General features: G+C 69.9%; 18 protein-coding genes. 13 read left to right on the top strand and 5 right to left on the bottom strand.

Translation table 11 applies throughout. From position 1 onward, the window contains the following. The 3 genes from pgsB to D3105_RS05665 are packed head-to-tail and all read left to right on the top strand — an operon-like array spanning position 1 to position 3,205. Positions 1-1,614, top strand: coding sequence for a poly-gamma-glutamate synthase PgsB (pgsB, locus tag D3105_RS05675; protein WP_118900566.1), 1,614 nt, complete (start codon positions 1-3; stop codon positions 1,612-1,614). Then, positions 1,611-2,093, top strand: a complete 483-nt coding sequence (locus tag D3105_RS05670) for a poly-gamma-glutamate biosynthesis protein PgsC/CapC (RefSeq protein WP_006128197.1) — start codon at positions 1,611-1,613, stop codon at positions 2,091-2,093. Before pgsB ends, D3105_RS05670 begins: the two co-directional genes overlap by 4 nt. Before the next feature lie 32 nt (positions 2,094-2,125). Beyond that, the gene (locus D3105_RS05665; RefSeq protein WP_118900564.1) at positions 2,126-3,205 is read left to right on the top strand and encodes a C40 family peptidase; all 1,080 of its coding nucleotides are present in this window, start codon (positions 2,126-2,128) and stop codon (positions 3,203-3,205) included. Positions 3,206-3,333: 128 nt separating this feature from the next. On the opposite strand, the gene aztD is transcribed toward D3105_RS05665, so the two are convergent. The 4 genes from aztD to aztB form a co-directional block, all read right to left on the bottom strand. Then, complete coding sequence (aztD, locus tag D3105_RS05660; protein WP_118900604.1) at positions 3,334-4,542, bottom strand: zinc metallochaperone AztD; 1,209 nt, start codon at positions 4,540-4,542, stop codon at positions 3,334-3,336. A gap of 107 nt (positions 4,543-4,649) precedes the next feature. Then, the gene (gene aztC, locus D3105_RS05655) at positions 4,650-5,609 is read right to left on the bottom strand and encodes a zinc ABC transporter substrate-binding protein AztC (protein ID WP_118900562.1); all 960 of its coding nucleotides are present in this window, start codon (positions 5,607-5,609) and stop codon (positions 4,650-4,652) included. Further along, a complete protein-coding gene (locus D3105_RS05650) occupies positions 5,606-6,844 on the bottom strand; it encodes a hypothetical protein (RefSeq protein WP_118900560.1) in 1,239 nt (412 codons plus the stop codon). The genes aztC and D3105_RS05650 overlap by 4 nt, the downstream gene beginning before the upstream one ends. Positions 6,845-6,854: 10 nt before the next feature. After that, a complete protein-coding gene (gene aztB / locus D3105_RS05645) occupies positions 6,855-7,751 on the bottom strand; it encodes a zinc ABC transporter permease AztB (protein ID WP_118900558.1) in 897 nt (298 codons plus the stop codon). Positions 7,752-7,765: 14 nt separating this feature from the next. Between aztB and aztA the strand changes: the two genes are divergently transcribed. The 3 genes from aztA to D3105_RS05630 all read left to right on the top strand — a co-directional run bounded on the left by aztA (position 7,766) and on the right by D3105_RS05630 (position 10,314). Beyond that, on the top strand, positions 7,766-8,509 hold the full coding sequence (gene aztA / locus D3105_RS05640) for a zinc ABC transporter ATP-binding protein AztA (RefSeq protein ID WP_118900556.1): 744 nt from the start codon (positions 7,766-7,768) through the stop codon (positions 8,507-8,509). 141 nt (positions 8,510-8,650) lie between these two features. Then, on the top strand, positions 8,651-9,406 hold the full coding sequence (locus tag D3105_RS05635) for an SDR family NAD(P)-dependent oxidoreductase (RefSeq protein WP_118900553.1): 756 nt from the start codon (positions 8,651-8,653) through the stop codon (positions 9,404-9,406). A gap of 62 nt (positions 9,407-9,468) precedes the next feature. Further along, entirely contained in the window at positions 9,469-10,314 is an 846-nt protein-coding gene (locus tag D3105_RS05630) for a helix-turn-helix transcriptional regulator (protein WP_118900550.1), read from the top strand. A gap of 31 nt (positions 10,315-10,345) precedes the next feature. On the opposite strand, the gene D3105_RS05625 is transcribed toward D3105_RS05630, so the two are convergent. Continuing rightward, entirely contained in the window at positions 10,346-11,065 is a 720-nt protein-coding gene (locus tag D3105_RS05625; protein ID WP_118900548.1) for a TetR/AcrR family transcriptional regulator, read from the bottom strand. 122 nt (positions 11,066-11,187) lie between these two features. Between D3105_RS05625 and D3105_RS05620 the strand changes: the two genes are divergently transcribed. From D3105_RS05620 to D3105_RS05590, 7 genes are all read left to right on the top strand, one after another. Further along, positions 11,188-12,168 carry an ABC transporter ATP-binding protein gene (locus tag D3105_RS05620; RefSeq protein ID WP_118900546.1) on the top strand — a complete coding sequence of 327 codons (981 nt, stop codon included), beginning with the start codon at positions 11,188-11,190 and terminating at the stop codon, positions 12,166-12,168. After that, positions 12,161-12,958, top strand: a complete 798-nt coding sequence (locus D3105_RS05615; RefSeq protein ID WP_118900544.1) for an ABC transporter permease — start codon at positions 12,161-12,163, stop codon at positions 12,956-12,958. The genes D3105_RS05620 and D3105_RS05615 overlap by 8 nt, the downstream gene beginning before the upstream one ends. 640 nt (positions 12,959-13,598) lie before the next feature. After that, positions 13,599-14,504, top strand: a complete 906-nt coding sequence (locus D3105_RS05610; protein ID WP_118900541.1) for a 3-hydroxyacyl-CoA dehydrogenase family protein — start codon at positions 13,599-13,601, stop codon at positions 14,502-14,504. Continuing rightward, positions 14,504-15,565 (top strand): HAD-IIIC family phosphatase, encoded by a 1,062-nt coding sequence (locus D3105_RS05605; protein ID WP_240646815.1) that lies wholly within the window; start codon positions 14,504-14,506, stop codon positions 15,563-15,565. Before D3105_RS05610 ends, D3105_RS05605 begins: the two co-directional genes overlap by 1 nt. Continuing rightward, positions 15,558-15,863 carry a phosphopantetheine-binding protein gene (locus D3105_RS05600; protein WP_240646814.1) on the top strand — a complete coding sequence of 102 codons (306 nt, stop codon included), beginning with the start codon at positions 15,558-15,560 and terminating at the stop codon, positions 15,861-15,863. Before D3105_RS05605 ends, D3105_RS05600 begins: the two co-directional genes overlap by 8 nt. Then, positions 15,856-17,016 (top strand): acyl-CoA dehydrogenase family protein, encoded by a 1,161-nt coding sequence (locus D3105_RS05595; RefSeq protein WP_118900537.1) that lies wholly within the window; start codon positions 15,856-15,858, stop codon positions 17,014-17,016. Before D3105_RS05600 ends, D3105_RS05595 begins: the two co-directional genes overlap by 8 nt. Then, the coding region (locus D3105_RS05590) for a type I polyketide synthase (RefSeq protein WP_118900535.1) at positions 17,013-21,492 on the top strand (4,480 nt) is incomplete at its 3' end. The genes D3105_RS05595 and D3105_RS05590, both read left to right, overlap by 4 nt.

Here is a 21,492-nt window from a genome sequence, read left to right as displayed (position 1 = left end):
GTGCTCTACCTCTACTTCGTCCTGCTCACCGGCAGTGTGTTCCTGCTCGTCGCGGGCATCGTGGAGCAGCGTCGGCACTACGCCGCGCTGCACACGATCCCCTCGCGGGTGCTGGTCAACGGCATCCGCGGCAAGTCCTCCATCACCCGGCTCTGCGCGGGCGCGCTGCGGGGCGGTGACCTGATCACCGTCGCCAAGACGACCGGGACGGCCGCCCGCTTCATCCACCCGGACGCCACCGAGGAGCCGGTCTACCGCAAGTTCGGCATCGCCAACGTGGTGGAGCAGATCGGCATCGTCCGGCGGGCCGCCACCTACCGGCCCGACGCGCTGGTCATCGAGTGCATGGCCGTGATGCCGGCGCTCCAGGAGGTCAACCAGAGCAAGCTGATCCGCTCGACGATCGGCGTGCTCTGCAACGTACGCGAGGACCACCTCGCCGAGATGGGCCCCACCCTCGACGACGTGGCCCGCTCGCTGTGCCGCTCGATGCCCGAGGACGGGATCTGCGTCACCGCCGAGAAGGAACGTTTCCACATCCTCCAGGAGGAGGCGGACGCCCGGAACTGCCAGTTGGTGTACGCCGATCCGGAGACCGTCAGCGACGAGGAGCTGCGCGGTTTCAGCTGGTTCACCTTCAAGGAGAACGTGGCGATCGCCCTGGTCGTCGCCGATCTCCTCGGCGTGGAGCGCGAGGTCGCCCTCCAGGGGATGTACGACGCCCCGCCGGACCCGGGTGTGCTCTCGGTGGAGCGCTATGTGGCCCCCGACGGCAACCGCCTCGCCTTCGCCAACGTCTTCGCGGCCAACGACCCCGAGTCGACGCTGATGAACATCAACCAGCTCCTCGACCTCGGCGCCATCCGCCGCCCGCTGAACGTGGTGATCAACTGCCGCCCCGACCGCGTGGAGCGCAACGGGCAGATGGGCGAGATCATCCCCGACCTCCAGCCCGACAACGTCTTCGTCATCGGGCATCCCGCCAAGAGCGCGATCGACGCCATCCCCGCCGAGTGGCAGGACCGGGCGGTCGACCTGGGCGGCGAGAAGCGGGCCGCCGACGAGTTCATGCCGGCGATGCTCGGCCGGATGTCCGACGGCGCGTCGCTGGTGGCCATCGGCAACATCCACGGCCAGGGCGAGGAGCTGCTGGAGTACCTCGCCGAGCTGCCCGCCGACGAGAGCGAGGCGGACGAGGAGACCCCGAACCCCGTCGCCGCGAACCCGGCTCAGGCGTCCCGCCTGGACCCGTTCGCCTCGTACCACCCGGCGTACGAGGAGCGCTACCAGGCTTCGCAGACGCAGGAGATCCCGGTGGTCCGCATCCCGGTGCAGCCGACGGATTCCCACCGGCAGCAGCCCGGACACCACGAGCGGTACGCCGGTCGTGAGCCGTACGCGCAGCACGAGCGGCACGCCCAGCAGGATCCGTACGCACAGCGTGAGCCGCACGCCCAGCAGGGCCGGGGGCAGGCGCGGGCTCAGGGCCAGGGGCGGCAGGACCAGCCCTTCGAGTTCTTCGCCGACGCGCCGCAGAAGCAGCCGTACGAGCCCGCCCCGCACATCTGGCCGCCCCACGACGAGCCGCACGACGACGCCCGGAGTTCCCGTTGACCACCGCCGCACTGACCCCCGAGATGGCCGCCCTGGGTATCGCCATAGGGCTGTTCTTCTCGCTGCTGTGCTACCTCACCACCAACCTTTCGCCCGGCGGGATGATCACCCCGGGCTGGCTCGCGCTGACGCTGATCGAGGACGTCCAGCGCGCGGCCATGGTGCTGGGTGTCACGGCCCTCACCTACGCCGGCACCAAGGTCATGCAGCGGCTGGTGATCCTGTACGGCAAGCGGCTGTTCGCCTCGGTCGTGCTGCTCGGCGTGCTGCTCCAGAGCACGGTGATGATCCTGCTGTCGCTGGAGTTCCCGCTGCTCTACGGCAACCAGACGCTCGGCTTCATCGTGCCCGGCCTGATCGCCTACCAACTGGTGCGCCAGCCGAAGGGCCCCACCCTGCTGGCCACCGGCACGGTCTCGCTCATGGCCTACATCGTCGTCGCCGCCGGGCTGCTGCTCGGCATCATGCCCGCGGTCTGACCAGCCGCCCACGAACAACCGAGGAGTAACCGATGGCAGGGAAGAAGAAGTCACGGCCCGTCGTCTCGGGACTGGTGGTGCTGGCGCTCGTCGCGACCTCCGGCTACCTCACCCTGGAACTGCGCAAGCAGGAGGCGCCCGGGGTGACCGAGGTCCGCAACGTCGGCGTCCTGGACGGCGGCAAGGCCTCCGGCTCGGCCGACGACGACAAGGGCGAGGCCACCTGGTCGCGGCTGGAGAACCCGGCGCGCTCCGTGCTGCGCGGTTCCGACGGCCAGATCAAGGCGGTCTTCACCGACGGGGCGCGCCTGGCCACGCTCACCGGCCCGGCCCGCACCTTCACCGAGCCGGCCTCCACCTCCTCCAAGGTCTCCACCACGGACTGGGTGCGTCTGATGCCCGAGCCCTGGAAGAAGGGCGCCGAGAAGGAGAAGTGGTTCACCGACTGGCACGCCGAGTACGCGGACAGCAAGGAGGACGACGTCTTCGCGACCGCCTTCCAGTACGTGGCCGGCGCCCCGCAGAAGAAGGACGACCAGGGCGTCGCCTACGCCGGTGACGCCAACTTCGGGCCGCTGAACACCACCGGCGCTGAGGGCGGCGACCTGCGTCTGGAGCAGTCCGACTTCTACGACTACCTCGGCCTGCCCTACCCCTTCCGGGACGGGCAGACCGGCACCCCGGAGTCCATGCGCGCCAGGTCCCTGGACTGCTCGGGGTACATCCGGATGGTGCTCGGCTACCGCACCCGTTACCCGCTGATGTCCTCGGACGCCTCGGGCGACGGACTGCCGCGCACCGCGAACGGCATGGCCCGCTCCGACGAGGGCGCCGACGTGCTCCCGCTGACCGGCGTGGGCCCCGACGACCGGCCGTCCGCCATCGACCAGCTCCAGCCGGGCGACCTGGTCTTCTTCAAGCTGGACGCCCGCACGAAGGAGCGGCTCGACCACGTCGGCATCGTGCTCGGCTACGACACCGAGGGCCACCTGATCTTCGTCTCCAGCCGGGAGGAGATCAACGGCCCGACCATCGGCGACGTCGGCGGGGTCTCCCGGCTTGACGGCAACGGCTACTACGCCAAGACCCTGCGCAGCGCGAAGCGGCTCTGACCTGGCGGGCCCCGCCGAAGCTGTCCTTCCGCAAGACGGCGCTGCGCTACGGGAGTTCCTGCTCCCGTGGCGCCGCGCCGTTCAGAACCCCTGGAAACAGGGGCGGAGTGCTGCTGGGCGCGGACCGGTCAGTGACCGTCCACCGTCCCGGACAGTTCGTTGGTGGCCTTCGGCAGCGTCACGGACGCGCCCTTCTTCCCCGATTCCAGGTCGATGGAGTGCAGTTGGCGCTTGCCCGGTTCGGAGACGTACGCCGTGTGGTCACGGACGAACAGGGTGGGCCTGGGCTGCTGCCAGTCCAGGGGCTCGGTCCAGTCGCCGACCGCTTCGATCTTCTTCTCCACCTCCCCGGTCTCCGGGTCGATGACGTGGAGGACGCCGTTGGTGCCGAGCACGAGGGCTTCGCCGTGCGGGCCGCGGGCGAGCGAGCGGAAGGAGTAGCTGGTGCCGAGGTCGACCAGCTTCATCTTCGCCGTACGGGTGTCGATCAGCGATATGCGGGTGGGGCGTTCCAGTTCCGCGTCGGGGTCGGTCTTGTAGTCGCCGAGCAGGATCGGGGAGACGTCGCTTCCGGCCTGGTTTCCGATACGGGCGTAGTCGCCGGGGGCGTCGACCTTGGTGAACGCGCCGTCCTTGTAGAGCAGGACGCCGTCCTCGCAGCCGAACCCGACCACCTCGCCCTTGGCCGCGGCCTCGCCGTGGACACCCGGGCAGTTCTCGGCGCGCGCGATCTCCTTGTCGTTCTTGTCCAGGACGAGGGCCCCGGTGCGCTTCTCCTCGGTGCCCAGGGTGGTGGCGAGTTCTCCGCCGGCCAGTTCGATGGCGACACCGTGATGGGCGTCGGCGGACGTGTAGCTGCGTCCCTCGGGCCGCTTGCCGCCGGCCAGGTCGGCGGGGTCGAAGACGTTCACCTCGCCGGTGCCGTCGGTGAACAGGACCGTCCTGCCGCCGTGCCGGACGACGTGGCCGGGCTTCGCACCCTTGAACTCGGCGTCCGTGAAGGTCTGCCGGGCCGCGTCGTACACCCGGAAGCCGCTGTCGGAGGAGACGACGACGTGGTCCTTGTCGCCCGCCGGGTTGACCCGGTTGAAGCCGGGCAGCTCGACGGTCTTCCCGAGCTTCAGGGTCTCGCCGTCGAGCACATACAGTCCCCCGTCGAAGGAGGCGACCAGCGGATTCTCCACCGTGGTGGCTCCGCCGTTCTTGGCCTGCTCCGCCTGCTTCGGCTCGGCCTCGGACTCCGTACCGCCGCTGCCGCCACAGGCGCTCAGTACCAGGGACGCCGTCAGCGCGAGGGTGGTGCCCGTGAGCATACGGGCGCGTACGGAACTGTTCATCTTCATGGTGTGCATGTCCTCTCCGGCCCTGCGGGCACGGGATGGCGGGGTAGGTGGGGTGGGGTGGAAGGGCCGGTCGTGGGTGTGCCGGCCCTCGGGGAAGCCGGTCAGCCGCCGGTGAGGCCCTCGGTCATGGCCGAGGTGTTGGCGCGCATCATTTCCAGATAGGTGCCGGCGCCCTCGCCCTTCTCGGTCAGCGATTCGGAGTACAGCGGGACGACGTTCACGTCACCGCCCATCTCCCGGCGCAGGACGTCGGCGAGCCGGGTGGGCTGGGAGGAGTCGGCGAAGACGGTGCGCACGTCGGCCTTCTCCATGGCCCGGGTGAGGGAGCGCAGGTCGGAGGAGCTGGGTGAGGCGAGTGTCGTGCCGCTGGGAACGACCGCGCCGATCACGCGGAAGCCGATGCGGTCGGCGAGGTAGCCGAAGACGTGGTGGTTGGTGACGAGGGCGCGGCGGTGCTCGGGAATGGCCGCGAAGGACTTCTCCATCCAGGTGGACAGGGTGGCGAGTTGTCCGTCGTAGCGTTCGGCGTTGTCCTGTACGGCCTTCTCGTTCACGCCGTCCACGTGCTCGATGACCCGGTCGGTGATCAGGCCGGCGACCTTGCGTACGCGATCGGGGTCGGTCCAGAAGTGCGGGTCGGGCGCTCCGGCCCCGCCGCCCGGGCCCCCCTCCTCGTCGGCGTGGAAGGTCAGGGGGTCGGCCGCCTCACCCGCCGCGAAGGTGGCCACTCCCGATTCCCGTGCGGCCTCCACGTGCCGCGTCACGTTCTCCTCCAGGCCCAGGCCGTTGTGGACGACCAGGTCCGCGTTCTCCAGCTCGGCGGCCTGCACGGCCGACAGCCCGAAGGAGTGCGGGTCCGCGTTGGGCTTCATCAGGACGCTGACCTCCGCCTCGTCCCCGACGATCTCCCGGGTGATGTCGCCGAGGATGTTGGTCGTCACCACGATCCGGGGCCGGTCGTCGCCCGAGCCGCAGCCGGTCGCCGTACCGGCGACGACCAGAAAGGTGACGAGGGCCAGCAGCAGGGCGCGCAGCCGCGCCGTCCTCACGCGTACGCTCATCGGCCCGTCTCCGCCATCAGGGACGGCCGGATGTCCAGGTCGAAGGTGCGGGCGACCCGGAGGTCGTCGTTGTGGTCGATCTCGTACACGCGCTTTCCCGCGGGGTCGTTGAGGTAGGCGCGGCTCCGGTCGACCTCGATCACCGGTGTCCCGGACCGGTCGGCGGCGGTGCGGGGAACGTCCTTCAGCAGACGCTCGGTGGCGGTGGTCTCCTCGCCGGTGGCCATGTCGTAGCCGTGCAGGGCTCCGTCGCTCTCCAGGACGACCAGCGGAGATCCCTCGCCCGCGGTGTTGGCGGCGACCACGGGGCCGGTCTCCACGCGTTTCCAGGCCCGCTCGGTGATGTCGAGGACCCAGACGGCGGCCTTGCCTGCGCGCGCCGTGAGCGTGGTGCTGCCCGGTCGGTGCCGGAACTCCGCGGCCCGCTCCGCGTTCGGCACGTCCTCGCCGTACGGGATCTTCTCGGCGGTGAAGGTGCCGCCGTCCTCGCGGACGAGCAGAGCGCCGTCGGCGCAGCCGAGGACGACCCCCCGCCGGGTGACCGCGTCCCCCTTCGGGTCCTCGCACGCGGACTCCAACGCGGCGACGCGCTTACCGGACCGGTCGAGGACCACGACCTGCGCGGGGGCGTCGCCGGCGCGCGTGAGGGTGATCAGGTGTTCGGCGTACGGCACGACGGGCCCGCCGTAGGTGCCCGGAAGTCGGTCCGGAGTGCCGAGGGTGCCCTTCTCCAACTCCGCGCGGTGGTATGCCCTCGCCTTCCCGTCCGCCGCCGTCACCACGGTGACGCCCTTGTCGCTGCGGATGCTCGTCCCGGCGCCGCCCGGAAGGTCGCCCACCTCCTTGAACTTCGCGCGGTAGTAGTGCACATGGTCTCCGTGGTCGACCATCCACGCGCCGCTGTCGAGGACCTGGGTGCTGTCCGCGCCGTGGAAGAAGCCGAAGCGGCCGTCCGTGGTGAGCTCGGTGACACCGGCTCTGCGCGCCGTGTCGTGGGTTCGGCCGGTGATCAGGTCCAGGACGCGTGTGTCGCCTGAGCCGACGTCACCGAGGAGGAGCCGGGACTGCTGCTCGGCGGCTTCGGCGGCGCCTTCCACGTAACCGTGCGGAACGGTCGGCGAATCAGTGCTTCCGGAGGGGGACTTGGCGTTGCCCTGCCCCGCGCAACCCGCGGTCAGCAGGACCACGGACAGGAGCGCGGACGCCAGGGGCGCGCCATGCGTTCGGACGGACAAGGGGATCGCCTCAGGTTTCGTTCGGTCGGGGCGTGGGGGCGTTCGCGGTGAACGTGGCGGCACGGGCGGGGGCGCCGGTGCCGCGCGTACGACGTCGGTGGTGGAGCGCGGACGCCAGGTGGGACAGGAAGAAGAGGCTGACGGCGAGGGCCGAGACGGTCGCGCCGGCCGCGGTGCGCAGATGCCAGGAGAGCAGCAGGCCGCCGAAGGTGGCGGCCGCGCCGAGAACCGCGGCAAGGGCCATGACGCCGTGGACGCTTCGCGCCCAGGGCAGGGCCGCCGCGGGCGGGGCGATGAGCAGGCCGAGGACGAGCAGCGTGCCCACGATGTGGAAGGAGGCGACGATGGCCAGGGCCAGCAGGCCGAGCAGCACGGCGTGCGCGAGCCGCGGCCGCAGGCCGAGCGTTCGGGCCTTGCGCTCGTCGAACGCGAGGGCCAGGAAGGCGCGGTGGCCGAGCACGGAGACGGCCAGCGCCAGCAGGAACGCCACCCCGAGGAGCACCAGATCGCTCTCGCGCACGGCGAGTACGTCGCCGAAGAGGAAGCCGGTGAGGTCCACCGCGAACGACTGCGAGCGCGACACGATGATGACGCCCAGGGACAGCATGCCGACGAAGAGCAGGCCGATACCGGTGTCCTGGGACAGCCGTGGGGTGCGGCCGAGGGCGGTGACGCCCGCGGTCATGACGGCGGCGCTCGCCACCGCCCCCACCAGGAGGTTGCCACCGAGCAGCGCGGCGACGGCGACGCCCGGCAGGAGTCCGTGGGACATGGCGTCGCCGAGGAAGGCCATCCCCCTCAGTACCACCCACGTTCCGGCCAGGGCGCATATCGCCGACACCAGGATCCCGGCCCACAGGGCACGCTGCACGAAGGCCACCTCGAAGGGGGCCGTCAACCACTCCATACGATGACCCTACAATGACAATCATGTTCAATAACAACGCGACGGCACCGTCCTGCGGCGAACGACAGAGCGAGCGCGTCCGGTTCGACGACCTCAACGCCGGCTATCCCGGCCGCTCGGTGCTCCACCAACTCAGCGCGGTGATACCGGCGTTGGCCATGACCGCACTGGTCGGCCCGAACGGCAGCGGCAAGTCCACGCTGCTCGGCGTTCTCGCCGGGGTGATCGATGCCACATCCGGACAGCTCCGGTATGCGGAAGGCCGCCCGCCCGCCTTCGTCCCACAACGCGGCGCCGTCGGCGACACACTCCCCCTCACCGCACGACAGACGGTGGAAATGGGTCGCTGGGGAGAGCGGGGCCCCTGGCGGAGACTGACCCGGAGTGACCGAACCGTGGTCGACTCCGTCATGGAACGCCTGGGCGTCGCCGACCTCGCCGACCGCCAGCTCGGCGAGTTGTCCGGCGGGCAACGTCAACGCGTACTGATCGCCCAGGGCCTGGCCCAACAGTCCGATCTGCTACTCCTGGACGAGCCGACCACCGGACTCGACCCCGAGGCCCGGAACCGGATCACGGCTCTGCTGACCGATCTGGTCGCCGACGGCACGACCGTGGTCCAGGCCACGCACGACCTGGAGGCCGCCCGCTCGGCCGACGCCTGCCTCCTCCTCGGCGACGGACGGCTGGTCGGGCAGGGCCCACCCGAGCAGGTGCTCACGCCGACGGCGCTGTCCCGCATCCGGCAGCCGGCGTGAGGCCATGGCGCGAGCCCGTACGGGGGGATTCGCGATCCCTGGATCACTGCGGCCTTCATCCGCCCTTCGGCCTGCGACACCGTTGACGGGAAGGCGGCGGACCGGCGGTCCTGCCCGCACCTCACGGAAAGAGAGCCCACCATGACGCGCATCGCCCTGATCACCGGCGCCAACCGCGGCCTCGGCCGCAGCACCGCCCTGCACCTCGCCGAAGCAGGCACCGATCTGATCCTCACCTACCGCTCGCACGCCGAGGAGGCACAGGCCGTCGTCGAGGAGGCCCGGAAGCTGGGCCGCAGGGCGGTCGCCCTGCGGCTGGACACCGGAGACACCGCCACGTTCCCGGACTTCACCGCGCAGGTGCGGGCGACGCTGGCCGAGGAGTGGGGCCGCGAGGACCTCGACGTTCTCGTCAACAACGCCGGGCACGGCGTGTACGCGCCCTTCGAGGAGACCACCGAGGAGCAGTTCGACGGTCTGATGGGCGTCCACGTCAAGGGGGTCTTCTTCCTCACGCAGGCGCTGCTGCCACTGATCAAGGACGGCGGGCGCATCCTCAACGTCTCCACCGGTCTGACCCGCTTCATCGCCGCGCCCACCGCCGCGTACGCGGCGGCCAAGGGCGCGGTGGAGATCCTCACCCGCTACCTCGCCAAGGAACTGGGCCCGCGCGGTATCGCGGTCAACGCCCTCGCACCCGGTGCCACCGGCACCGACTTCGGCGGCGGCGGAGTCCGTGACGACCAGGAGATGCGCTCCATGCTGAGCGGCGTCACGGCCATGGGCCGTCCCGGTGAGGCCGAGGACATCGGCGCCGCGGCCGCCGCACTGCTCGCCGACGGCACCTCCTGGGTCACCGGGCAGCGCTTCGAGGCGTCGGGCGGCATGCTGCTCTGACGTCGTCCGACCCGCACACACCGCCCCGACCTCGGATACGGGGCATGAGGGAGACTGGACCCGTGGACCGAGCGCAACTCTCGGACTTCCTCCGCACCCGCCGGGAAGTCCTGCAACCAGAGGACGTGGGCCTGCCCCGCGGGCCGCGGCGTCGCACCCGCGGCCTGCGCCGGGAAGAGGCGGCGGCGCTGAGCGGCATGTCCACCGACTACTACAGCCGGCTGGAACAGCAGCGCGGACCGCAGCCGTCGGAGCCGATGCTCGCAGCCATCGCCCGCGGCCTGCGCCTGTCGCTGGCCGAACGCGATCACCTCTTCCGCATCGCCGGGCACAACACACCCTCCCGCCCCGGCGATCTCCGCTCGGACCACATCACCCCAGGCCTGATGCGCATCCTCGGACGGCTGGACGACACCCCCGCGCAGGTGGTCAGCGACGTGGCGGAGACCCTCGCCCAGACCCCGATGGCCGCAGCGCTCCTCGGCGACCAGACGGGATACACGGGCCCCGGGCGCAGCCTCACCTACCGGTGGTTCACCGACCCCGCCACCCGGCTGCTGTACCCGGAGGAGGACCACCCGCTGCACAGCCGCTTCTTCACCTCCGGCCTGCGCGCCGCCTACTCCCGGCAGGGAGCGGGCGGACGCGCCGAGGAGCTGCGCGACCGCCTCCTGGAACGCAGCGATGAATTCGCCTCGCTGTGGAGCGCGCACGAGATCGACGCTCCCCGCGTGGATCCCAAGCGTGTGCGCCATCCCGAGCTCGGAGTCCTCACCCTGCAGTGCCAGGTGCTGGTGGACCCGGAGCAGAACCAGACGCTGCTGGTCTACACAGCCGCCCCGGGCTCGGCCGACGACGAGAAGCTGCGCCTGCTGCCGGTGCTGGGAGCACGGCCGGTGGGCACCTGAGGCCTCTCATTCGGATGAGGCCCTGGCCGGTTCAGGCGTCCGGGGCGTCCCGGGTGAGCCTGCGTACCCACTCGATGTCCGGCATGTGGGGGGCGTGGCCGCCCCGAGCCGGTGACGGTTCGACGGCGGCGCTCTCCGGGTCGAGGAGGCGGCGCAGCCCGGTGCGCATCAGCGCGCCGTCCACGGAGGCGATGCCGCTCAACTGGAGCACGGAGACTCCCTGGTCGAGTGCGGTCATGAGCTGGGCGATGTCCTCGACGGCCAGGTGCTCGCCCTCCGGGCGCCCGGAGGCGGCGACCCGCCCGTAGGCGTTCAGCTGGACCTCCACGCGGGCTCGCAGCAGACCGATGAGCTTGTCGTCCCGGGCCGCGGTCGCGATGAACTCCAGCATGGCCAGACCGAAGCCCCGCACCATCTCCGCCGCGTCCTCCCCCGGCCCCCCGTCCGGGTCGGACAGCGGCGCGCCGGACGGTTCGGGCACGGCGAACGGGTCCCAGTCCGCGCCGCGCAGCGCCTGGAGATTGTGGTCCATCACCGCGAGGAACAGTTCGGCCTTGCCGCCGAAGTTCGAGTAGACGGCGCCCTTGGAGAACCCCGCCTCATTGGCGATCCCCTCCAGGCTCGCCCCGTGATAGCCGTCCCGGGCGAACGCGCCCAGTGCCGCCAGCGTCAGCGCCTCGCGGGTTTCCCGCTTCTGCTCGGCGCGGCTCTTGCGTACCCGGGGCGTCGTCGTCGGGGCGAGTTGATCCATGTCCGCATCCTAGTTGACGTACCGCCCGCATCGCGATACCACTAGACTTCAGATACCGAGCGAATCTAAATACCGCTAGTATCGCAGGGCCCGGGTGCACCGGGGATGACGGAGGAACGCATATGAGTGACGCGGTGCTGGAGGTCGAAGGCCTCACCAGGAAGTTCGGTTCGGTCGTCGCGAACGACGGGATCGACTTGAGGGTCCGGGCCGGCGAGGTGGTCGGCCTGCTGGGCCACAACGGCGCGGGCAAGACCACGCTGGTGTCGCAGATCGTGGGCCTGCTCAAGCCGGACAGCGGTTCGATCCGGGTGGCCGGCGCGAACGCGGTCGCGGACCCGGCGACGGCGCGCCGCTGCGTGGCACTCCAGCCGCAGTCGCAGGCTCCGATCGACGGCCTGACACCCCGTGGCGCCATCGAGATCGCCGGGCGGGTGCGCGGCATGTCCGGCGCCGAGGCGGCCGCCTCCGCCCGCAGGCTCGCCGAGGACCTGGACATCCACGAGTGGTTCGACCGGCGCGCCCTGCCCGACGGCCGGGGCGTCTCCGGCGGAGTGCGCCGGCTGACCGCGTTCGCGATGGCGGCGGTCGCGCCCGTCCCGCTGGTCATCCTCGACGAGCCCTCCAACGACGTCGACGCCGGTCGCAGGCGGCGGCTGTGGGACACCGTGCGCCGCCTCGGCGACGAGGGCGCGGGCGTACTCCTGGTCACCCACAACGTGGTGGAGGCCGAACGCGTGGTGGACGAACTGGTCGTGCTCGATCACGGCAAGGTCGTGGCCGCCGGATCGCCGAAGGACCTGCGCGGCCCCGGCGACAACGAGCTGCGGCTCGAACTCTCGCTGAACTTCGACGGGCCGGACCCCTCGGACTCCCCCACCGGTGCGCCGATCCCGTTCACCCGCCGGGTCCGGGTCGGCCGCCGGGTGCTGCTGACGCTCGGCCCCTCCGACGCCGAGGCGGCCGTCGCCTGGGCAACGAGGCTCCGTGCGGACCACCTCATCGAGGAGTACTCGCTGGCACCCGCAACCCTCGAAGACGTCTACCTCGCCGCCACCGCTTCGAGCGCGGCCGCCACCACGGAGGAAGCCGCCCATGTCTGAGGCAACCATGACCGCCCCCCGCACCCGGTCGGCCCGTCCCGTACCGCCGCGCACCGGCCTGGTGACGACCTATCTCACCCTGCTGCGCTGGAACATGGCCCAGATCGGCGCGATGCTGCCGCTGATCCTGATCGTGCAGGCGGTGCTCGCGGCGGGCATCATCATCGGCTTCGGGTTCCTCATCGACGACCTCAACACCGCGGCCGCCCTGTTCCTCTCCACGGGCACCCCCACCGTGCTGCTGATGGTCATCGGCCTGGTGATGGTCCCGCAGGGCGTGGCACAGTCCCGCACCAGCGGTACGTTCACCTACCTGCGGGCACTGCCGGTGCCCCGCCCGCTGCACCTGCTGGCCGACCTGACGGTGTGGCTGGTCGTCGCCCTGCCGGGCATCCCCGTCTCGGTGTTCGTGGCCTGGCTGCACTACGACCTCACCTACAGCTTCAACTGGCCCCTCCTGATCGGCGCTTCCGTCCTGACCGCGGTGATGGCGACCTCGATGGGCTACGCGCTCGCCGTACTGCTCCCGCCCCTGCTCGCCCAGCTCGCCAGCCAGGTCCTGGTGTTCTTCGTGATGCTGTTCTCGCCGATCACCTTCCCCGCGAGCCAACTGCCCGACTGGCTGCGGGCAGCGCACGACTGGCTTCCGTTCCGCCCCGCGGGTGACCTGCTGCGCGCCGGGCTGGTGTCCGACGGCAGTACGGTCCACGGGCCCGACATCGCCGTGCTGCTGGCCTGGGGCCTGCTCGGCGTCACGATCAGCGTGCGCGCGCTGGTCCGCCGGGCCTGAGAAATCCCGCCAGGCGGCCGACGGAGGACAGAAGTCCTCCGCCGGCCGCAGAGGCGTCCGGGACGCCCCACAGACCGCGAATCAGGGGACTGACCAGCGACTATCCACCGGAAATCGCAAACCGGGCATAACCGAAAATCCAGAACGGCCTTGCTTTACTCATGCTTTAACGACACTTGGATCTACCTTTACTTGGCCTGGATCTGCCCTTATGCTTCCGAACAGCGGAGAACGAAGGGCAGGCCGGCGCGAAGCACATGCGGCGCCACCCTGCTCCATCTTTTCTTGGGGGAGAAATGTGCAGTGGGGGAAGTCCGTCTTCAGCGCGGATACACGGTAAGCCGAGGGTGTGGGGAGACGTCCACCCTCAGGCAGGTCTCCAGGTAACAGCCCACTTCTAGGCCACCCATAGGTCCCTGGAGGGCTCGCGGCCGCACGGCCGCCATTCTCAGGTGCGGTCGCAGGACGAGCACGACGCGTTTGCGGCACTGGTTGCAGCAGATTCCTGACACGGCTTCGCACCGCCATTTTCCGGCATACGCACGCCATGCTGAGCGGCGTCCCCTCATGGGACATCCGCCTAACAGGCATGGCCATGGCGCGTGCCTCCTCGTGAGGTATCGAGCAAGAGGTTGTGAGCATGGCAACGGTTGGAGTAATCGGTGCGGGCGTCATGGGCAAGGACGTCGCCCTCGCCTGCGCCGCCCAAGGATACGAAGTCATTCTTTGCGACAGTGAAGCATTAGTCCTGGAGGCCGCCCCGGGGCGGCTGCGCCGACTCATCAGGAAGTACCGCATGATGTCGCCGGTCCTTTCGGAGTGGAACGCGGAAGAGATCCTCGGCCGCATCACCTACAGCCCCGACCTCGACCGGATGGCCGGCGCCGACTGGATCGTCGAGAACATCGTCGAGGACCGGGAAGCCAAACAGGAGCTCTACCTCCGGCTGCGCGACGTCTGTGGAGCGGAAACGCGTATCGCGGTCAACACGAGTTGTCTGCCCATCACCCGGATCGCCTCGCTCATGCCGTATCCGCAGCAGGTCATCGGCATGCACTTCATGAACCCCGTCCCTCTCATCGACGGCGTGGAAGTGATCCGCGGACATCACACGTCGGACGGAACCGTGCAGGCGGCGGAATCCTTCGCGGCCTCCCTCGGGAAGCAGGCGATCGTCGTGAACGACATGCCGGGCTTCGTTTCCAACCGGCTGTCCCACCTCTTCATGAACGAAGCCGCCTTCCTCGTGCAGGACGGCGTCGCCGACGCCGCAAAGGTCGACGCCGTCTTCACGCTCGGCTACGGACACCGGATGGGGCCCCTGGCGACTGCGGACCTCATCGGCCTGGACACCGTGGTCAACTCCCTGGCCGTCCTCTACGAGGAGTTCCAGGACACCAAATTCCGCTGCTGTCCGCTGCTGAAGAAGATGGTCGACGCCGGGCTGCTCGGCCGGAAGAGCGGCCAGGGTTTCTACAGCTACGGCACGCACGCCGATCCGATTCCCGCCGGCCGCGCGGGCCTGGCAGAAGCAGGAGCGCAGTGATGCCGGAGACCACCCGTTCCATGGACGACCGAGCCGTGAAGAGCGCAAAGTGCGTCGTGTGGGACCTGGACGACACTCTGTGGCACGGGACCCTTTCCGCCGACGACGACGTCACGCTGAAGGACGGCATCGTCGATCTGCTCCGGACCCTGGACTCCCGGGGAATCCTGCTCTCGATAGCCAGTAAGAACAACCACGACGACGCCATGCGGAAGCTGACAGAATTCGGCATCGCCGAGTACTTCCTCCATCCGCAGATCAACTGGAACAGCAAGTCGAGTTCGGTCGCCGAGATCCAGAAACGGCTCAACATCGGCATCGACACGTTCCTGTTCATCGACGACCAGCCCTTCGAGCGCGACGAGGTCGCGTTCGCGCTGCCCGAGGTGGAGACCGTCGACGCGCTGGACTACCTCACCCTCACCACGCTGCCCCGCCTGACCCCCTCCGTGGTGACGGAGGACGCCAGGCGGCGCCGACTCATGTACCTGGACGACGAGCGGCGCCACGAGTCCGAACTGGCCTACCAGGGACCCCGCGAGGACTTCCTGCGCGAACTCGGCCTGGTCTTCGGCATCTCCAGGGCGGGCGGCGACGACCTGCTCAGGCTGGAGGAACTGACCAAGCGCACCAGCCAGCTGAACTCCACCGGGATCCACTACTCGTACGAGCAGATCGAGCGGCTGATGCGGGACCCGCACCACGACCTGTGGGTCTGCGAGCTGACCGACCGGTACGGCTCCTACGGAAAGATCGGCATGGCCCTGGTGGAGAAGGGCCGGGACCGCTGGACGATCAAGCTGCTGCTGATGTCGTGCCGGACGGTCTCCAAGGGCGTGGGCACCGTTCTGCTGTCCTTCCTCGTCAAGCGGGCCGCCGAAGCGGAAACGCGCCTTTTCGCGGACTTCCGCCGTACCCCCCGCAACCGTCAGATGCTCCTGACGTATCAGCTCGCCAATTTCCGTGTGGCGTCGCAGGACGGCGACGACTACACGTACGAGAACGACCTCACTGTCAGTCAGGGCTATCCCGAATACATCAAGGTGGAAGTCAATGCCTAACGAAGCGGTCATGGACGTCGAGACGGTCACGCCTGTCGAGGACGACACCGTGGCGAAAGCAGCGACCGTCGTCAGGAACTACGTGCGATCGAACATGAGCGCACTGCGGGACGAGGACCTGCACGACGAGGACAACATCTTCGAGAAGGGCTTCGTCACGTCGATCTTCGCGATGCAGCTCCTGGACTTCATCGAGACCACGTTCGACGTGGAAGTCCCGGACGACCGCATCACCCTGCAGAACTTCAGCTCGGTCCAGCGAATATCAAGAATGGTGGGTGAGCTGAAGAATGCTTGAGGAGAAGGAAGACCCCTCCGGCGTACAGCAGCGCGCCCGTCACTTCGCCGCAACAGAGCTCGCGGAGCGTGCGTCCGAGTTCGATCGCCAGGAGTACTTGCCGAAGGACGTCATCAGGAAGATGGCGGACGCGGGATTCCTCGGTGCGGCGGTTCCCGAGAAATGGGGCGGTCTGGGACTCGACCCGCTGGAGTACGGCGAACTCACCGAGTCCATAGGCAAGGCCTGCGCGTCCACCAGGGCGTTACTGACGGTACATACCTCCCTGGTCGCCGAAACCCTCGTCGAGCGTGCGTCGAACCAGCTCAAGGAGAAGTACCTCACCGACCTGGCTCTCGGAAGAAGGATCGGGTGCTTCGCCCTCTCCGAGGCCGGCGCCGGTTCGGACGCCGCGTCCGTCACCACCGCCTACCGCAGCGAGAAGGGTGTCTTCGTCCTCGACGGGCGGAAGAAGTGGATATCGTTCGCCGGCATCGCCGATCTCTTCCTGGTGTTTGCGAAAGAGAACGATGCGACGAGCGCCTTCCTCGTCGAACGGGATACGCCGGGTGTGGAGATCCAGCCGATGTCCGGGATGCTCGGCAACCGTGCGGCGCACATGGCGGAGATCTCCTTCACCGGTGTCGAGGTCCCCGTCGAGAACCTCGTCTCCAGCATCGGCATGGGGTTCGGCCTCGTTGCGAACACCGCGCTTCACCACGGGCGTTACAGCATTGCCTGGGCCGGAGTCGCCATCGCCCAGGCCGCGCTGGAGACCATGTGCGCCTACGCGGCCGAACGCGTGCAGTTCGGTGTGAAGATCGGCAGCCAGCAACTGGTGCAGAAAATGATCGCGGACGCCGTCACCCAGGTCGGAGCGGCGCGCGAACTCTGCCGCCGCGCGGGCCGACTGCAGATGGAACGCAGCCCCGATGCGGCGATCGAGACCAACATCGCCAAGTACTTCTCCTCGACGATTGCCCAGCAGGTGACGTCGGACGCGGTGCAGGTGCTCGGCGGAAACGGCTGCTGGGACCAGTATCCGGCGGAACGGCTGTTCCGCGAGGCGAAGGTTCTGGAAATCATCGAGGGCACCTCTCAATTGCAGCAGTTGATGATCGCCGATCACGGGTTCAAGAAGTTCGCCGGCGCAGGGTCGGGGTGGGGGAAATGAAGCAACCGGAGACCGGGCCGAACGCGCGACCCGCGTTCGTCTTCCCCGGACAGGGCGCGGTCTGGCCCGGCATGGCCGTCGAACTGCTGGACAGTTCACCGGTCTTCGCCCGGCGGATGGGCGAGTGCGCGGACGCCCTGGCGCCGCACGTGGACTGGTCCCTGATGGACGTGGTCCGGTCGGCGGACCCCCTGGCGTACGAGCCGGTGAACGTCTCGGTGCCCGCGGTGTTCGCGGTGCAGACCTCCCTGGCCGCCCTCTGGCGGTCCAACGGGGTGGAGCCGCATGCCGTCACCGGTGCCAGCCTCGGCGAGGTCGCCGCGGCCCTCTGCGCCGAAGCGTTCTCCCTGGACGAGGCGGCGAGGGTCATCGCCGTCTGGAGCGAGGCGCAGGCACGCGTGCGGGCCTCCGGGGCCATGGCGATGCTGGCCCTCTCCCCGGACGAGGCGCGGGCACGGCTCGCGCCGTTCGGCGACGCCCTGGGCATCGCCGGTGTCATGGCACCGCGTGCGGTGGTGGTCGCAGGCGATCTGGACACGGTCGTGCGACTGGTCGCCGAGGCGCGAGCCGAGGGAACGTACGCACAGCGGCTCTCGATCCGCGTCGCGGTCCACTCGCCGCAGATGGAGGAGCAGCGCGACTGGCTGGTGAGCTCCCTGGGCGAGATCGACCGACGGACCTCCGGGATCCCCTTCTACTCCGGCGTGACCGGCGGTCTGCTGGACACGGACCTGCTGGACGCCGAGTACTGGTATCGCAATCTGCGCCGGAGCATGCTGTTCGAGCAGGCCACCCGAGCCCTGCTGGACGACGGCTACACCGCCCTGGTCGAGCCGAGCCCGCACCCCACGCTGGTGACCGCGATGCGCTCGACGGTGGAGGCGGCGGGCAGCACCGTCCCGGTGATCCCCACCCTGGCCCGCGGACAGCAGGGCATGGACCGCTTCCTGTCGTCGCTGGCGGAAGTGGCGCAGGGCGCGCCCCCCGTCCCCTCACCGTCCGACGAGGGCCCGCGTGCGATCGGGACGATCTGTGGCGCGGACGCCCCGCAGGAGCCGATACCCGCCCAGGACGCACTGGTGGAGGCCGTGTGCGCGCTGGTCGTCGCCCAGGTGCGCGGCGAGACGCCGCCCGCGGTGACAGTCGGCGAACTCGTTCTGAGCAGCCACGACCATGAGACCGGCCTCTTCGACCTGGGCTTCGACTCGCTGAGCCTCGTCGCGCTCCAGGAGTCTCTGGAGCGGCGCCTGGGCGTACGTCTGGAAAGCACCTTCACCCTCGACCACCCGTCCGTCGGCGCGCTGGTGAGGGAGCTGGCGCCGAGGGCACGGCAGCAGGACACCGCGCGTCGGGAACCGGCCCCCGCTCGCGCCGCCGACCCGTCCGAGCCCGTGGCGCTGGTCGGGATGTCCTTCCGGCTGCCCGGCGGCATCGGGGACCGGGAGCGCTTCTGGCAGGTGCTGAGCGAGGGCATCGACGTCGTGGGTCCCGTCCCCGCCGACCGGTGGCGGCACAGCCCGCTGGACACCACCCCGATCACCACCACGGAGGGCGGCTATCTCGACGACGTCGACCGGTTCGATCCGCTCTTCTTCAGTATCTCGCCCAAGGAGGCGCAGCTCCTCGACCCCCAGCAGCGGCTCCTGCTCGAACTGACCTGGGAAGCCTTCGAGGACGCCGGGTTCGACCCCCTGACCGTCGGGGACCGGCAGCGCATCGGTACCTACGTAGGCATTTTCAACAACGACTACCAACAGGTCGGGGCGGATATGGGGCACGCGCCCGACGCCTACACCTACACCGGCAACATGGCCAACGCGGCGGCCGGCCGGATCTCGTACGCCTTCGGTTTCCGCGGCCCCAGCATGGCCATCGACACGGCATGCTCCTCGTCGCTGTACGCCGTGCACATGGGCATGCGGGAGCTGCGCCAGGGCGGCTGTGACATGGTCGTCGCCGCCGGGGTGAACCTGATCCTGAGCCCCGAGGGCCATCTGTCCTGGTCCCGGCTGAACGCCCTCTCGCCGAGCGGGCGTTGCCGAAGCTTCGACGACGGCGCCGACGGATACATCCGCAGCGAGGGCGGCGCGGTCGTCCTCCTCAAGCGGCTCTCCGACGCCGAGCGCGACGGTGACCGCGTGCTGGCCGTCCTGAGCGGTTCCGCGATCAACCACAACGGCCGGAGCAGCGGCTTCACCGTCCCCAACGGCCGCGCGCAGGCCGAGGTGGTCCGCAGCGCCCTGAGGGACGCGGGCCTCGGCATCGACGACGTCTCGTACGTGGAGACCCACGGTTCGGGCACTCCCATCGGCGACCCGCAGGAAGTGAACGCGCTCGCCAGGGTCTTCGCGGACCGCAGGACCCCGCTGCCGATCAGCAGCATCAAGTCCCACCTCGGGCACCTGGAGTCCGCCGCCGGGATGGCCGGGCTGTGCAAGGTCGTCCTCTCGATCGAGCACGGCCGGCTCCCGGGCACACTGCACTACCGCACCGGCAACCGACGGATCGACTGGGACCGGATCCCGATCGAGGTGGTCGCCGAGGAGATCCCGTGGGAGCCGGACGAGGGTCCCCGGCGGGCGGGTATCACCTCGCTCGGGGTCAGCGGAACCAACGCCCACGTCATCGTCGAGGAGTACCGGCCGAGCCTTCCCCCGGAGCCGGCGGCGGAGGCCGGCCAGGACCCCGCCCCGCACCTGATCACCGTCTCCGCCCAGTCACCCGCAGCGCTGCGGGCAGGCCTGCGGAACCTGGCCGCGTGGAGCCGCACCGGCGACGCTCCCCTGGCCGACATCGCCCGCACCCTGGCAGGTCGCAGTGCGCTCAAGCATCGCGGCGCCCTGGTCTGCGACACGACGGCCGACCTCGCGGAGGCGGCCGAAGCGGCGGCAGCCCAGGGCACCGAGCTCCCCGAGGGGCTGGGCGCCGGAGAGGTCTTCGTCTTCTCCGGGCAGGGCACGCAGTACCCCGGCATGGCGCGCGAACTCTACGAACGGGCCGAGCTGTTCCGCCGCGAGATGGACGACCTCGACGCGGCCTTCCTGCGGGCCGGGGGCGCGTCGCCGCTGGCGGCCATGTTCGGGGACGACCCGGACACGTTCGCGTCACCGCTGCGCACCCAGCCGATGATCTTCACCGTGGAGCTGGCGCTCGCGCGGTACTGGCAGGCGCTCGGCATCACCCCGGCCGCCGTGCTCGGCCACAGCATCGGCGAGTACGCGGCGGCCTGCTTCGCCGGGGTCATGAGCGGTGAACAGGCCGTGGACCTGGTGCTGCGTCGGGCCAGGGTCATGGAGGACACGCCGCGGGACGGCGGCATGGCGACCCTGCTCTGCTCCCGGGAGCGGGCCGAGGAACTGCTGCGCGAGTTCCCCGAGGTCACGGTGGCCGCCGTGAACGCGGCGGAGAACGTCACCGTCTCGGGGCGCGCGCCGAGTCTCGACCGTGCGCTGCGCAAGGCCCGCAAGCAGCGGATCTTCGTCGAGCGCCTGGACATATCGCACCCGTTCCACTCGCCGTGGATGGCCCCGGGGGCGGCGGAGCTCCACGAGCAGATACGCGACCAGCGGTTCGCCGCCCCGCGGATCCCGTGGATCTCCGCGCAGACCGGTGCGGCGGTCACCGAGGACGCGATGGTCACGGCGGAGTACTGGAGCCGCCATCTGGTCGACCCTGTGCTCTTCACGTCGGCCGTCGACACGGCCCTCGGCCGGGGCCACCGGGTGTTCGTCGAGGTCGCGCCCATGGCGACGCTGGGCGGGCTGATCGCGCAGGACGCGGGGGCGGACGTGGTGAACGTTCCGAGCCTGCGCAAGGGCCGCTCCGACGTCCGGCAGTTCCTGGAGAGCGCGGGACTGCTCTGGCGGCTCGGTAGCACCCTGGACCGCGATCTGCTGCCGGCCGCGCCCGGCAGGCATCTCCGGGACCTCCCCCGCACTCCGTTCGACAGACAACGGATCTGGTACGGCGACCTCATCGGAAAGGGCGGTGTTCCGATGTCTCCCGGCATCGAGAGCGGGACCGAGCACGGCAGTACACACGTCATCGAGGAGGCCGTCGAGGAGTCCCCGGTGCGGGACGCCGCCAGGACGGCGGAGCGGCGCGAGACCGTCCGGTCCTTCCTGACCGGGGCGCTGGGCGAGATCACCGGCGCCGCCCCGGACACCATGGAGGACTCGCTGGAGCTGTTCGCGCTCGGCGTCGACTCCCTGATGCTCGTCCAGCTGGGCAAGCGGATCGACCGGCAGTTCGGCGTGGAATTCCCCATCCGGATGTTCTTCGAATCACTGCACACGGTCGGCCAGTTGACCGATTTCGTCGAAGCCAACCGGCCCGCCGAAGCCACCCCCGAAGCCGAGCCGCAGCCCGCTTCGGTGCCGGCTCCGGCGACGCCGGCAGCCGTCACGGCCGCCCCCACCCGGCCCGCGCCCTCGGCCCTCACCGGCCCGCCCCCGGAGTCGGCGGGCCGGGTGGGGG

It is taken from the genome of Streptomyces globisporus, assembly GCF_003501885.1.
GTDB lineage: Bacteria > Actinomycetota > Actinomycetes > Streptomycetales > Streptomycetaceae > Streptomyces > Streptomyces globisporus_D.
Note: the sequence above shows the minus strand (reverse complement) of the source record. Positions and strands in the feature narration are given on the sequence as shown.

Bases quoted from the DNA above. Each gene is read 5' to 3' on its own strand.
- D3105_RS05665 (WP_118900564.1), top strand. From the start codon at position 2,126: ATGGCAGGGAAGAAGAAGTCACGGCCCGTCGTCTCGGGACTGGTGGTG.
- aztB (WP_118900558.1), bottom strand. From the start codon at position 7,751: ATGGAGTGGTTGACGGCCCCCTTCGAGGTGGCCTTCGTGCAGCGTGCC.
- D3105_RS05610 (WP_118900541.1), top strand. From the start codon at position 13,599: ATGGCAACGGTTGGAGTAATCGGTGCGGGCGTCATGGGCAAGGACGTC.
- D3105_RS05635 (WP_118900553.1), top strand. From the start codon at position 8,651: ATGACGCGCATCGCCCTGATCACCGGCGCCAACCGCGGCCTCGGCCGC.
- D3105_RS05595 (WP_118900537.1), top strand. From the start codon at position 15,856: ATGCTTGAGGAGAAGGAAGACCCCTCCGGCGTACAGCAGCGCGCCCGT.
- D3105_RS05615 (WP_118900544.1), top strand. From the start codon at position 12,161: ATGTCTGAGGCAACCATGACCGCCCCCCGCACCCGGTCGGCCCGTCCC.
- D3105_RS05600 (WP_240646814.1), top strand. From the start codon at position 15,558: ATGCCTAACGAAGCGGTCATGGACGTCGAGACGGTCACGCCTGTCGAG.
- D3105_RS05620 (WP_118900546.1), top strand. From the start codon at position 11,188: ATGAGTGACGCGGTGCTGGAGGTCGAAGGCCTCACCAGGAAGTTCGGT.
- D3105_RS05605 (WP_240646815.1), top strand. From the start codon at position 14,504: ATGCCGGAGACCACCCGTTCCATGGACGACCGAGCCGTGAAGAGCGCA.
- D3105_RS05625 (WP_118900548.1), bottom strand. From the start codon at position 11,065: ATGGATCAACTCGCCCCGACGACGACGCCCCGGGTACGCAAGAGCCGC.
- aztC (WP_118900562.1), bottom strand. From the start codon at position 5,609: ATGAGCGTACGCGTGAGGACGGCGCGGCTGCGCGCCCTGCTGCTGGCC.
- aztD (WP_118900604.1), bottom strand. From the start codon at position 4,542: ATGAACAGTTCCGTACGCGCCCGTATGCTCACGGGCACCACCCTCGCG.
- aztA (WP_118900556.1), top strand. From the start codon at position 7,766: ATGACAATCATGTTCAATAACAACGCGACGGCACCGTCCTGCGGCGAA.